Annotated in this window: 13 protein-coding genes; 8 read left to right on the forward strand and 5 right to left on the reverse strand. The window is 64.9% G+C overall.

The features are described from left to right. Nucleotides 1-46 precede the first annotated feature (46 nt). The 3 genes from AAD018_RS04190 to cobU form a co-directional block, all read right to left on the reverse strand. The gene (locus AAD018_RS04190) at nt 47-715 is read right to left on the reverse strand and encodes a glutathione S-transferase (protein WP_367313377.1); all 669 of its coding nucleotides are present in this window, start codon (nt 713-715) and stop codon (nt 47-49) included. A gap of 75 nt (nt 716-790) precedes the next feature. Continuing rightward, entirely contained in the window at nt 791-1366 is a 576-nt protein-coding gene (locus AAD018_RS04195; protein WP_367313376.1) for a histidine phosphatase family protein, read from the reverse strand. Then, a complete protein-coding gene (cobU, locus tag AAD018_RS04200) occupies nt 1363-1887 on the reverse strand; it encodes a bifunctional adenosylcobinamide kinase/adenosylcobinamide-phosphate guanylyltransferase (RefSeq protein ID WP_367313375.1) in 525 nt (174 codons plus the stop codon). The genes AAD018_RS04195 and cobU overlap by 4 nt, the downstream gene beginning before the upstream one ends. 97 nt (nt 1888-1984) lie before the next feature. On the opposite strand from cobU, the gene AAD018_RS04205 reads away from it, so the two are divergent. The 8 genes from AAD018_RS04205 to AAD018_RS04240 all read left to right on the forward strand — a co-directional run bounded on the left by AAD018_RS04205 (nt 1985) and on the right by AAD018_RS04240 (nt 10329). After that, the gene (locus AAD018_RS04205; RefSeq protein ID WP_367313374.1) at nt 1985-2863 is read left to right on the forward strand and encodes an RNA polymerase factor sigma-32; all 879 of its coding nucleotides are present in this window, start codon (nt 1985-1987) and stop codon (nt 2861-2863) included. Between the two features lie 86 nt (nt 2864-2949). Then, nucleotides 2950-3702 carry a ChaN family lipoprotein gene (locus AAD018_RS04210; protein WP_367313373.1) on the forward strand — a complete coding sequence of 251 codons (753 nt, stop codon included), beginning with the start codon at nt 2950-2952 and terminating at the stop codon, nt 3700-3702. A 60-nt stretch (nt 3703-3762) separates the two neighbouring features. Next, a complete protein-coding gene (gene coaBC / locus AAD018_RS04215; protein ID WP_367313372.1) occupies nt 3763-4953 on the forward strand; it encodes a bifunctional phosphopantothenoylcysteine decarboxylase/phosphopantothenate--cysteine ligase CoaBC in 1191 nt (396 codons plus the stop codon). Nucleotides 4954-4984: 31 nt separating this feature from the next. Next, entirely contained in the window at nt 4985-5449 is a 465-nt protein-coding gene (dut, locus tag AAD018_RS04220; protein ID WP_367313371.1) for a dUTP diphosphatase, read from the forward strand. After that, the gene (locus tag AAD018_RS04225; RefSeq protein WP_367313370.1) at nt 5446-6501 is read left to right on the forward strand and encodes a HesA/MoeB/ThiF family protein; all 1056 of its coding nucleotides are present in this window, start codon (nt 5446-5448) and stop codon (nt 6499-6501) included. The genes dut and AAD018_RS04225 overlap by 4 nt, the downstream gene beginning before the upstream one ends. A 63-nt stretch (nt 6502-6564) precedes the next feature. Further along, entirely contained in the window at nt 6565-7350 is a 786-nt protein-coding gene (locus AAD018_RS04230; protein WP_367313369.1) for a transporter substrate-binding domain-containing protein, read from the forward strand. Between the two features lie 75 nt (nt 7351-7425). Next, nucleotides 7426-8220, forward strand: a complete 795-nt coding sequence (locus tag AAD018_RS04235) for an amino acid ABC transporter permease (RefSeq protein WP_367313368.1) — start codon at nt 7426-7428, stop codon at nt 8218-8220. Nucleotides 8221-8319: 99 nt separating this feature from the next. Further along, nucleotides 8320-10329: a M3 family metallopeptidase gene (locus AAD018_RS04240; protein WP_367313367.1), complete on the forward strand. Its 2010-nt coding sequence runs from the start codon at nt 8320-8322 to the stop codon at nt 10327-10329. On the opposite strand, the gene AAD018_RS04245 is transcribed toward AAD018_RS04240, so the two are convergent. Both AAD018_RS04245 and AAD018_RS04250 read right to left on the reverse strand, forming a co-directional pair. Beyond that, on the reverse strand, nt 10326-11747 hold the full coding sequence (locus AAD018_RS04245; protein ID WP_367313366.1) for a 3'-5' exonuclease: 1422 nt from the start codon (nt 11745-11747) through the stop codon (nt 10326-10328). The genes AAD018_RS04240 and AAD018_RS04245 overlap by 4 nt on opposite strands. A 1-nt stretch (nt 11748) precedes the next feature. Continuing rightward, nucleotides 11749-12267, reverse strand: a complete 519-nt coding sequence (locus AAD018_RS04250) for a hypothetical protein (RefSeq protein ID WP_367313365.1) — start codon at nt 12265-12267, stop codon at nt 11749-11751. Nucleotide 12268 lies beyond the last annotated feature (1 nt).

The following is a 12268-nucleotide window of genomic DNA, read 5'->3' on the forward strand; positions in this document are numbered from 1 at the left end:
GTTTAGGAATGGTAAACGCCCCCAGGATCAAGAGAGGCCAGCCCGATCAGCCGGGCCAGTCCGCCTGCGGATAGCTCCGAGCATACCACGGCAGATCCGGCCCCTCGGTCAGCGCCAGCGCGCGCCAGGCCCGGAACGACGGCTCCTCCAGATGCGCACGGACATAGGCCGCCGCGCTCTCTGACACGTTCAGCCCATAGCCCGCGATCCGCGCCGCGACAGGCGTATAGAAGGCATCCGCGGCGCTATATTCCCCGCAAAGCCACGGCCCCCCGAACCGGTCCAAAGCATAATCCCAGATCCGCTCAAGCCGCCGCAGATCGGCGGCCACGCCATCGCCCGGATCCCAATCCTGATAGGCCACCCGGAGGTTCATCGGGCAGACCTCGCGCAGCGCGCCGAACCCCGAATGCATCTCCGCGGCCAGCGACCGCGCGACCGCCCGGGCAGGGGCGTCTTCCGGCCAGATCGACGGATGCGCCTCGGCTAGCGTCTCCGCCACGGCGAGCGAATCCCAGACCGGCGTTCCGTCCGCCAGAACAAGCGTCGGCACCGTCCGGGACGGGGTAGCGCGCTCCAGCTGCGCCTCCACATCGCGGCTCAGGAAGGAAACGTAGGAGATGTCGGCATCGATGTCCCAACGATCGACAAGCAGCCAGGCCCGCAGGGACCAGCTCGAATAGGCGCGGTCGCCCAGAATAAGATGATAGGTCATGCCCCGATCCTGCGCGGAGGACCGGGACGGCTCAAACGAAAGATCGTGTGCCGCCTCATCGCGTTTCGTGATGGGTCAGGGCAGCCGGTTCACGAAACCCACGGACCAATCAGAGCCGTGCTGCTCCAGCAACGTGACCGAAAGCGGATCGATCTTCATCCGAAACGCTGCCTGGGCGCTCAGATCCAGCGCCCGCTGAACCTGCGTCAGGATCGCCCCGAAATGACAGACGACCACCAGATCCTCCGCTTCCTGCGCCATCTCCTCATCCACCGCCGCCGTCACCCGTGCCGCCAAATCGTCCCAGCTTTCGCCGCCGGGCGCGCGCACTGCACCGGGCACCTCCCAAAAGGCCCGGATCTGATCCGGGGCCTCCGCGTCGATCTCGGCAAAGCTGCGATCCTCCCAATCGCCGAAATGGATCTCTCTCAACCCGTCTCGATGTGCCCTGCGCGACCGCTCCCCTCCGATCCGGTCCGCCGTCGCCACCGCACGGCTCAGATCGGAGGATATGACCTGCGCTGTCTCGGGCAGTGCCGCGCTCAGCCGCCCAAGAGCCGCGTCATCGCTCAGATCGGCCGCCCGGTCGGTCCAGCCTATCATCGTCTTGGCATGGGTCGGCCCGTGCCGCACCAGCCACAGACGGCTCATGACAACTCGCCCTTCAGCACTTGAGGCAACCCGGCCGTCACCATCACCACCAGATCCGCCCGCGCTGCGAGCCTCTGGTTCAGCCCGCCCTGCGCCCGCTGGAACCGGCGTCCCAGCGCGGTCTCGGGCACGATCCCGCCGCTCACATCGTTGCTGACGATTACCACTGGTCCGGCGCGCGCATCCATCGCCTTCAGCACGGCGTCCCCCGCCGCCTCGTGATCCGCCTCGGCGAGTATCAGATTGGTCAGCCACAGCGTCGCGCAATCGACCAACACCGCGGCCTCCTCCGGTGCCCCGGCGATGGCTTCAGCCAGCGCGACAGGAGCCTCGACTGTCCTCCACCGCTGGTTGCGCCGCATTTTGTGATCGGAAATTCTCGCGTCCAGCTCGGCGTCTATAAATTGGGCAGTCGCGACGTAGACCCCTTGTTTTTCCGAGGCTTCGACAAGGCGCTCCGCGAACACAGACTTGCCCGATGCCGCGCCGCCTAGGACCAATGTGAACTTTTGCAACGTCATCCACGCAACTTTATTGATCCAGCCGAGTTTGACCGTCGTAGCATGAGTGTATCGCAAGTCCCAGAAGCGATACGTCTGTCAGAGTGAGGAAAAGCCCATGGCATTCGATGGAACCTACGATCAATCCCTATCCCGCCGTGCCATGAAGGCAGAGCTTCTGGATGCAGAAACCGAACTGCGCCTCGCCTATGCCTGGCGCGACGAGCGTTGTGAAAAGTCGCTTCACCGCCTGATCACCGCTTATATGCGCCTCGCCATTTCGATGGCCGCCAAGTTCAAGCGGTACGGCGCCCCAATGAACGACCTCATTCAGGAGGCCTCGCTCGGCCTCATGAAGGCGGCCGACAAATTCGACCCCGACCGCGGCGTGCGCTTTTCGACCTATGCCGTCTGGTGGATCAAAGCCTCCATCCAGGATTACGTGATGCGCAACTGGTCCATGGTCCGCACCGGATCGACCTCCTCACAGAAATCGCTCTTCTTCAACATGCGCCGCGTTCAGGCCCGTCTCGAGCGTGAAGCGGCATCCTCTGGCGAGGCGCTGGATCGCCACCAGATGCGCCAGCTCATCGCGACCGAGGTCGGCGTGCCGCTCCATGATGTCGAGATGATGGAAGGGCGCCTCTCCGGCTCCGATTATTCGCTCAACGCCACCCAATCGACCGAGGATGAGGGCCGCGAATGGATCGACGCGCTCGAGGATGACAGCCAGCAGGCCGCCGAGAATGTCGAGCATAGCCATGATACCGAATGCCTGCGCAACTGGCTCGTCAGCGCGCTCTCCGCGCTTAACGACCGGGAACAGTTCATCGTCCGCGAGCGCAAACTGCGCGACGATCCCCGCACGCTCGAAAGCCTCGGCAACGAGCTGGGTCTTTCGAAAGAGCGGGTGCGCCAGCTCGAGGCGGCTGCCTTCGGCAAGATGCGCAAGAATCTCGAGGGTCAGTCGCGAGAGGTTCATCACTTCTTCGCGTGACCGGACGAACCAGATCAACCGCTCCCTTTGGGTCCCTCCCCGGATGTAGCGCGCTCATCGGCCTCTTTTGCCTGGCTGGCCTCGCCATGGCGGAAGAGGCCGATCTCGTTCAGGCGATAGAGGCCGCGCAGACGGCGGATATCGTCATCATCGGCGAATTTCACGACAATCCCGATCACCACCGGATCCAGGCCGCGCTTGTGGATGCAATCGCCCCCTCGGCCATCGTCTTTGAAATGCTCAGCGACGATCAAGCCGCCCGCATCACGCCCGAAATCTCGCGCGACGCCGAAACGCTCGGTCCGCTCCTCGATTGGGATGACAGCGGCTGGCCCGACATCGCCTTCTACGCGCCCATCATGGCCGCCGCGCCGCAGGCTGCCATCGTCGGCACCGGCCCCCGCGACTGGACGCAGACCCCGAGCGGCGTTCTGATGACCGCCTTGCCTGAAGATGCGGGCCATTTCGGCTATGGCGACCCGCTCCCCGCCGATCAGCAGCAGGCCCGCGAGGCGCTCCAGGCCGAAGCGCATTGCGACATGCTCCCCCCTGAACAGCTCCCGATGATGGTCGACATCCAACGCCAGCGCGACGTGGTCTTCGCTGCCGCCACGCTTGACGCCTTGCTCAGACACGGCTCGCCGGTCGTTCTCATCACTGGCAACGGCCATGCCCGCACCGACTGGGGCGTGCCCGCCGCGCTGGCCAAAGCCTCCCCGAACACCGCCGTCCTCTCCATCGGCCAGACCGAGGGGGACGCGGCGCTATCCGGCACCTTCGATCTGTTCATCGACGCCCCCGCGCCCGTCCGGGGCGATCCCTGCGACGCCTTCCGGTAAGCCCCATGGACGCCTGCCGCCGGACATCCTATCCCTGAACCGAACGACAAGGGGCGCGCGATGCTGGGCGGCAAGCATATTCTTCTGATTATCGGCGGCGGGATCGCGGCCTACAAATCGCTCGATCTGATCCGGCAGCTCACCAAGGCGGGCGCGCGCGTCACTCCCGTCCTGACTCGTGCCGGCGCCCAGTTCGTCACCCCGCTCAGCGTCTCGGCCCTCGCGCAGTCCAAGGTCTATACCGACCTCTTCGATCTCACCGACGAGGCCGAGATGGGCCATATCGAATTGTCCCGCGCCGCCGATCTCGTCGTCGTCGCCCCCGCCACCGCCGATCTGATGGCCAAGATGGCAAACGGCCATGCGGACGATCTCGCCTCGACGCTCCTGATGGCCACCGACAAGCACGTCCTCATCGCCCCCGCCATGAATGTCCGCATGTGGGACCACCCCGCCACCCGGCGCAACCTTGAAACCCTCCGCGCGGACCGCATCCTCGTCGCCGGTCCCAACGAGGGTGCCATGGCCTGCGGCGAATTCGGCCCCGGCCGCATGTCCGAACCGGACGAGATCGCGGACGCCATCGACACCGCCCTCTCGGATGGCCCGCTCAAGGGGCGCCATATCCTCATCACCTCCGGCCCGACGCACGAGCCGATCGATCCGGTGCGCTATATCGCCAACCGCTCTTCCGGCCAGCAGGGCACCGCCATCGCCGAGGCTTTGGCCGGGCAGGGCGCCTCCGTCACCTTCATCACCGGTCCCGCCACGGCCCCCCGCCCGCAAGGCGTGCAGGTGATCGAGGTCGAAACCGCCGACCAGATGCTCGACGCGACCAAGAATGCGTTGCCCGCCGATGTCGCGATCTTCGCTGCGGCGGTGGCCGACTACAAAGTCGACGAGACCTCCAATCAAAAGATCAAAAAAAGCGGCTCTGACGCGCCAAAAATAACCTTATTGCAAAATTCAGACATTTTGGCGCAGATCTCCAAACACAAAAACCGCCCCGTCCTCGTCATCGGCTTCGCCGCCGAAACTCAGGATGTCGAGGCGCATGCCACCGCCAAAAGGCAGCGCAAGGGCTGCGACTGGATCCTCGCCAACGACGTCTCCGCCGAAACCGGCATCATGGGCGGCAGCGAAAACCAGATCACCCTCATCTCCGAAGCAGGTGCCGATCCATGGCCCCGCATGAGCAAGCGTCAGGTCGCCGCCCAGCTTGCCGCCCGGATCATCGAGGCGCTGAAGTGACAGCGGCGCACCCGGCGCTAGATCCGCTTCCATGACCCAGATCACCCTCGCCTGGACCGATGAGGCCGACCAAAGCCTGCCGTTACCCGCCTACCAGACGGATGGCGCGGCGGGCGCCGATCTGCGCGCCAACCTGCCCGAAGCGTCGCGCAGGACCGGTATCGCGCTCGGTCCCGGCGAACGTGCCCTGATCCCCACCGGCCTGCGCCTCGCAATCCCTGAGGGTCACGAGATCCAGATCCGTCCGCGCTCCGGTCTCGCCTTGCGCCACGGCCTGATCCTGCCCAACGCCCCCGGAACCATAGACAGCGACTATCGCGGCCCGCTCGGGGTGATCGTCATGAACCTCGGCGCCGAGGCCTTTTCCATCGAACACGGGCTGCGCATCGCCCAGATGGTCCTCGCCCCGGTCTTGCGCGCCTCTTTCGTGGTCTCGGCGAGCCTTGACGACACGCCGCGCGGCTCAGGCGGCTTCGGCTCCACGGGCACGACATGATCGTCGTTCTCGTCATGGCCGCCACGCTTTGGGGCATCGGCGCGATCATGGGCACACCGAAACAGGCGCGCTGGACGATGATCGGTCTCCTGCTGGTCTGCGTTCTCGCAATCCAGATCGCGCTGCCCGACGGCCATCCCTTGCGCGAGGGCACCGGCAGCTCTCCGGCCCTCTGGCTGCTGCTCCTGGCCTTCGGAGGGCTTGTCTATCTCTATCGCGGCTGGCTCAGATCCGTCCGCAGCCGGGCGAACCAGACCGAAACGCTCCCCGATCCGCGTGTGCCCGCGCCGGTCCCCGAAGGTCCGTTCTCCGATCTCGAATTGCAGCGCTATGCCCGCCACATCACCCTGCGCGAGATCGGCGGGCCGGGCCAGCTCTCGCTCAAAAAGGCCCGGGTCCTGATGATCGGTGCAGGCGGGCTGGGCTCTCCGGCGCTGCAATATCTGGCGGCCACAGGCGTGGGCCAGATCGGGATCGTCGATGATGATATCGTCGAAAACACGAACCTGCAGCGCCAGACGATCCATCGGGATGCCTCGATCGGAACGCCCAAGGTCTTCTCCGCCGCCGATACGATGGCCGCCCAGAACCCGTTTATCAGCGTGCGCCCCTACAATCGCCGCCTCACCGAAGAGATCGCCGCCGACCTCTTCGACGACTACGATCTGATCCTCGACGGCACAGACGATTTTGAAACCCGCGAGCTGGCCAATCGCGTGGCCGTCGCCCAGGGCAAGCCCCTGATTGGCGCCGCGCTCACCCAATGGGAAGGCCAGATCAGCGTCTACGATCCGGCCAATGGCGCGCCCTGCTATGCCTGTGTTTTCCCCGAACGCCCCGATCCAGCACTCGTGCCCACCTGCGCGGAGGCGGGCGTGCTTAGCCCTTTGCCCGGCGTTCTGGGCACGATGATGGCGGTCGAGGCGATCAAGATCCTGACCGGTGCGGGCAAGCCTTTGCGCGGCCAGATGCTGCTTTACGATGCGCTTTGGGGCGAGACCCGCACCATCGCCGTCAAACGCCGCCCCGATTGCCCGGTCTGCGGCGGCTGAGGCTTGCACCCGCCGCGCGGGCCTTCATACTCTGCCCCACCCAAACCACCCCGGAGAGCCCCCATGATCCGCCAGACCCTCGCCGCCCTCGCGCTGATGACCACCCCCGTCCTTGCTCAAGGAGAGCTGCCGGATCTGGAAGGCCGGACGATCACCGTCGTGACCGAAAACGCCTACCCGCCGCTGCAATTCATCGAACCCGGATCGGGCGATGCCATCGGCTGGGAATATGACGCCATGGCCGAGATCGCAGAGCGTCTGAACGTCCAGATCGACTACGAGAACATCTCCTGGGACGCGATGATCCCGGCGGTGGCCGAAGGTCAATACGACATGGGCATGACCGGCATCACGATCCGCGAGGACCGGGCCGAGGTCGTGGACTTCTCCGATCCCTATATGCGCTCCGAGATGGTAATGCTGGTGCGCGGCGACGAAGACCGCTTTTCGGATGCAGCGGGTTTTGCCGCCGACGAGGATCTGCTGATGGCCGCCCAGCCGGGCACAACGCCGTTCTATGTCGGGGTCTACGACGTTCTGGACGGAAACGAGCAGAATCCGCGTATCCGGCTGTTCGAAACCTTCGGCGCTGGGGTTCAGGCCCTGCGCACAGGCGACGTGGATCTTGTCCTGACCGATGGGACGGCAGGCAACGGCTATGTCGCGGCCTCGGACGGCGCACTCAAGATCGTGGGCGAGACGCTTGGGACCGAGGATTTCGGCTTCATCTTTCCCAAGGGATCCGATCTGGTGGAGCCGATGAATGCCGCCATCGCCGCCATGCGCGAGGACGGCACGCTCGATGCGCTGAACAAGAAGTGGTTTCTGGACTACACGCTGGGCGAGTAAGATTTTTCGACGAAAAATCTTGTCTCAAAATCTTCTGGAAGATTTTGACGTGGCAAATTTTTCTAGAAAAATTTGATGCCCGGCCGCACCGCCAAGCCTGACTTTCCGTGGTGGCTTCTTGCCATCATCGCGCTTGGCGTCCTCGCCTGCTGGCGCGTCGCGTCCGATCCGCTCTCGGCGCAGATCTTTGCCACGCTGCTCAAGGGCGTTCAGGTCACCCTGTTCGTGACCGCGGTCGGCTTCAGCCTTGCCTCGATCCTCGGGCTTTGTCTTGCCATCGCCTTGCTGTCGCGCTCCCTCGTTCTTCGGCAGCTGGCACGGTTTTACGTGGAGATCGTCCGCGGCATCCCCATCCTTGTCCTTCTGCTCTACGTGGCCTTCGTCTTTGCCCCCGCGCTCGTCGCGCTTTGGAACGGGCTGCGCGAGGCGCTCGGTCTCGATCCGATCCGATCCCGGGATTTCTCATTGCTATGGCGAGCCACCATCGCGCTGACCATCGGCTATTCCGCCTTTCTGGCCGAGGTGTTTCGGGCGGGCCTGCAATCGATCGACAAGGGGCAGATCGAAGCCGCCGAGGCGCTGGGCTTGAACGGACGCCAGCGCTTTCGCCATATCGTCTTTCCGCAGGCGATCCGCACGATCCTGCCGCCTCTGGGCAACGATTTCGTGGCGATGATCAAGGACAGCTCGCTTGTCTCGGTGCTGGGCGTTCTGGATGTCACGCAGCTGGGCAAGGTGACAGCGGCGGGGAACTTCCGCTATTTCGAGACCTACAATATCGTGGCCCTGATCTATCTGACGCTGACGATCACGCTGTCGATCCTGCTGCGCCGGTTGGAGCATCACCTCAGGCGGCGGGATCAGCGGTAGGGGCGGGACGCTCCGCGGGGAGTATTTTCGGCCAGATGAAGCTGATCCGCTGGAAAGCTGGGCGCGGGCACTCTACCTGAAGAGCAAAGGAGACCTGCGATGACCAACCCTCTTCTCGCCGCCTGGGAGACGCCGTTCGATCTGCCGCCTTTCGACCGGATCGATGACAGCGACTTCGCCCCCGCCGTGGATCAGGGCCTGAGCGACAGCATGGCAGAGATCCAGGCGATCGCTGAGAGCCCGGAGCCGCCGACCTTTGCAAATACCGTCGAGGCGCTCGAAAGGGCTGGCGAGACGCTCGATAAGGCGCTGTCGGCGTTTTATGCCGTTGCCTCCGCCGACAGCAATCCGGCGCGAGAGGCGTTGCAGCGGGAATTCTCCCCGAAACTGTCGGCCCATTATTCGGCCATCACCTCGAACCGCGCCCTGTTCCAGCGGATCGAGACGCTCTGGCAGGAGCGGGAGACGCTCGATCTGACCGAGGAGCAGCAGCGCCTGCTTTATCTGACGCGGCGCGGCTTCGTCCGCGCGGGCGCGCAGCTGGAGGGCGAGGCGTCTGACCGGCTCAAGGAGATCAAGAGCCGCCTGGCCACGCTCGGCACCCAGTTCACCCAGAATCTGCTGGCCGATGAACGGGGTTGGAGCCTGCCGCTCAACGAGGATCAGATGACGGGCCTGCCCGATTTCGTTCGCAGCGCCGCCCGCGCCGCTGGAGGGGAGCACGGCCCGGTCATCACCCTTTCCCGCTCCCTGATCGTGCCGTTCCTGCAGTTTTCCGACCGCCGTGACCTGCGCGAAACCGCCTGGCGGGCCTGGACCTCGCGCGGGGCCAATGGCGGAGCGACCGACAACCGCGCCATCGCCGCCGAGATCCTCCAGCTGAGGCACGAGCGGGCGCAGCTTTTGGGCTATGACACGTTCGCCGATTACAAGCTCGAGACCGAAATGGCAGGCACCCCGCAGGCCGTGCGCGATCTGCTGATGCAAGTCTGGCGCCCGGCCAAGGCGCAGGCCCTCGCCGATGAGGACCGGCTGACCAAACGGCTCCATGCCGACGGCTTCGACGGCCCGCTCGAGCCGTGGGATTGGCGCTACTATTCCGAAAAGCGCCGCGCTGCGGAACATGATCTCGATGAGGCCGAGATCAAGCCCTATCTTCAGCTCGATAACATGATCGAGGCGGTCTTTGACTGCGCGAACCGGCTCTTCGGCCTGGAATTCGAGCCGGTCGATGTGCCGCTTTATCACCCTGATTGCCGGGCCTGGAACGTGACTCGGAACGGGCAGCATATGGCGCTTTTCATCGGCGACTACTTCGCCCGCCCGTCCAAGCGCTCGGGCGCCTGGTGCAGCACGATCCGCGATCAGCAGACCTTCACGGCCGAGATCCGTCCGACCGTCGTCAATGTCTGCAACTTCGCGAAGGGCGATCCGGCGCTGCTCTCCTTCGATGATGCGCGCACCTTGTTCCACGAATTTGGCCACGCGCTGCATCACATCCTGTCGAACGTGACCTATGAAAGCATGTCCGGCACCTCCGTTGCCCGCGATTTCGTCGAACTGCCCTCCCAGCTTTACGAGCATTGGCTGGAGGTCCCCGAGATCCTGCAAAAGCACGCGGTCCATGCCTCGACGGGCGAGCCGATGCCCGAGGATCTGCTCAAACGCCTCCTCGACGCCTCGACCTATGATATGGGCTTCCAGACGGTCGAATATCTCGCCTCCGCCCTCGTCGATTTGGGCTTTCACGACCGCGAACCGCCCGCCGATCCGATGCAGCGTCAGGCGCAGATCCTCGAAGAGATCGGCCTGCCGCACGCCATCCCCATGCGTCACGCCACCCCGCATTTCGCCCATGTCTTCGCCGGGGACGGCTATTCTTCGGGCTATTACAGCTACATGTGGTCCGAGGTGATGGATGCCGACGCCTTCGCCGCCTTCGAGGAGACGGGCGATCCGTTCGATCCCGATATGGCCAAGGCGCTCGAGGCAAACATCCTGTCCCAGGGCGGCAGCGACGAGGCCGAGGATCTCTACACAGAGTTCCGAGGCCGCCTGCCAGGGGTCGAGGCGCTGCTCAAGGGCAGGGGGCTCGACACCGCGGCCTAAGCGGCAGGCGGGTTCAGATCCTCCAGCAAACGGCTGTGCCGCCGGGTCTCGCCCAGCAGCGCACCGAATGTGCGCAGGCCTTTGCCCTCCAGCAGCGGCAGCAGCCGGGTCACGGCCTCGGCGGTGGCCATGGCGTCCCCCAGCGCCGTATGCCGCCGCTCCGGCGCAATCTCGACCGACAGGCGCGCGCAGAGCGCATCGAGCGAATGGTCCTCGTTCGTTCCGAAGACCACCGCAGACAGCAGCACCGTATCCAGCACCGGATGATCCCACTCGACGCCGATCTCGGCGGCATGGCGGCGCAGCAGCCCGATATCGAAGGGCGCGTTATGCGCCACAAGCACCGCATCGCGCGCGAAATGATGAAAGGCGCGCCCCGCCGCCTTGATATCGGGTGCGCCCGTCACGTCCGCATCGGTGACCTGGTGGATCCGGGTAGAGGAGGCCGGGATCGGGCGCCCGGGATTGACATAGCTCTCCATCACCTCGCCTTCGACGATCCGGCCGTTTAGCACCCGAACCGCGCCGATCTGCACGATTGCGTCCTTTTCGACGGACAGGCCCGTTGTCTCGGTATCGAAGGCCACAAAGCAAAGATCGGTCAGCGCCCGGTCGTTGATCGCCTTGGTCTCGGCGGCGGTCATCAGATCGAAATCGAAGACCAGCGGGCGCGGCGCGACCCGTTCGATCCGAGGCGTCGGATCGTCGATGAAGATCATGTAGCCGTCGCTGCGCAGCGCCCTCAGCCGTGCCTCGAAGGATCGCGCCCCGCTCGCGTCGCGCAGCATGATCGGCTTGTCGTCGGCACTTTGGCTCAGGCCCTCCATCGCGTCCGACAGATCATCCATGTCGAAGTAGTCGCGGATGGGCGCGCGCAGGCGCGGCACTGCGACACTTGCCATGACATCGGCGGCCTGCGTGTCGTAAAGGACGATCTCCAAAGCCGCGTTCAGCAGGATCGTCGCCACGGGGGCTTCGGTCAGCACCGCCGTCAGCCGCTCGGAGTCCACCTTCAGCCGCTCGGTTTCGCGCGCGATGCGGGTCGCCGTCTCGGTCACCGAGGCGCTCGCGGTTTGCGACAGGGCCTCCGCCGCCGGGGCCAGATCGCCCAGATAGCGCGCGCTATGCGCGCTGATCGGAGCGTTGACACCCGAATGCGCCCGCAGCCGCAGACCCGCCGACAAGGCGTTGATCGGCTTTGAGATATTCTCGTCGAACAACAGCCAGACGCCCAGCACGACCGCCGTGTTCAAAAGTGCAAAAACCACAAAGGCCGTCACGAAGGGCGCAGTCGGCAAAGCCTCCTCTGCGCGCGACCAGCCAAGCGCCAGCGCCGCGCCCGCCAGCCCGATCCCGGCAACCGCCAGGAGACAGAAGAAGAGGAAGACGCGCAATCGCAGACCCAGATGCGCGAACATGTCAGGTCTCGCAAACTAGTTTCAGGATCGGATCGCCCTCAGGCACTCGCTCCCAATTGGCATCGGTCACCGCCCCGTCGCTGGCAAATTGCGCCCCGTCGATCAACAAAGCCGACCGGCCTTCCGCGCAATCAAACAGCATCGGCGCCTGATTGACCGGCGACCAGCGACCAAAGAAATACAGATCCGCCAGCAGCTGCTCGGGCAGGTTGGCATTGCGTCGCGCCGTGCCGGTATCGACCGCCACAAAGCGCTTGGCATAGGGCCAGACCTGCGTCCACGGGCGCAGCCAGCTCTGCTCCTCCACGGTCATCGCGATCGTCACCCCCTCGGGCAAGCGCTCCGACGTCCGCTCGAACCAGGTGTATTCGTTCGAAATCGTCATCCCCAGCATCCCCAGCCCGGCCGCGACCGGCATCCCCCATTTCGGCAGGCGGCGGTTCACGGCCCGGTTCAGCACCAGAAAGACCCCGGCGCAGGCGATGCCGGCAAAGATGGTGGCGATAAGCTCTACGAACATG

This window comes from Aestuariibius insulae (assembly GCF_040783535.2).
Classification (GTDB): domain Bacteria; phylum Pseudomonadota; class Alphaproteobacteria; order Rhodobacterales; family Rhodobacteraceae; genus Aestuariibius; species Aestuariibius insulae.

Bases quoted from the DNA above. Each gene is read 5' to 3' on its own strand.
- AAD018_RS04195 (WP_367313376.1), bottom strand. From the start codon at position 1,366: ATGAGCCGTCTGTGGCTGGTGCGGCACGGGCCGACCCATGCCAAGACG.
- AAD018_RS04250 (WP_367313365.1), bottom strand. From the start codon at position 12,267: ATGTTCGTAGAGCTTATCGCCACCATCTTTGCCGGCATCGCCTGCGCC.
- AAD018_RS04205 (WP_367313374.1), top strand. From the start codon at position 1,985: ATGGCATTCGATGGAACCTACGATCAATCCCTATCCCGCCGTGCCATG.
- AAD018_RS04225 (WP_367313370.1), top strand. From the start codon at position 5,446: ATGATCGTCGTTCTCGTCATGGCCGCCACGCTTTGGGGCATCGGCGCG.
- AAD018_RS04210 (WP_367313373.1), top strand. From the start codon at position 2,950: ATGGCGGAAGAGGCCGATCTCGTTCAGGCGATAGAGGCCGCGCAGACG.
- coaBC (WP_367313372.1), top strand. From the start codon at position 3,763: ATGCTGGGCGGCAAGCATATTCTTCTGATTATCGGCGGCGGGATCGCG.
- AAD018_RS04235 (WP_367313368.1), top strand. From the start codon at position 7,426: ATGCCCGGCCGCACCGCCAAGCCTGACTTTCCGTGGTGGCTTCTTGCC.
- AAD018_RS04245 (WP_367313366.1), bottom strand. From the start codon at position 11,747: ATGTTCGCGCATCTGGGTCTGCGATTGCGCGTCTTCCTCTTCTTCTGT.
- AAD018_RS04240 (WP_367313367.1), top strand. From the start codon at position 8,320: ATGACCAACCCTCTTCTCGCCGCCTGGGAGACGCCGTTCGATCTGCCG.
- dut (WP_367313371.1), top strand. From the start codon at position 4,985: ATGACCCAGATCACCCTCGCCTGGACCGATGAGGCCGACCAAAGCCTG.
- AAD018_RS04190 (WP_367313377.1), bottom strand. From the start codon at position 715: ATGACCTATCATCTTATTCTGGGCGACCGCGCCTATTCGAGCTGGTCC.
- cobU (WP_367313375.1), bottom strand. From the start codon at position 1,887: ATGACGTTGCAAAAGTTCACATTGGTCCTAGGCGGCGCGGCATCGGGC.
- AAD018_RS04230 (WP_367313369.1), top strand. From the start codon at position 6,565: ATGATCCGCCAGACCCTCGCCGCCCTCGCGCTGATGACCACCCCCGTC.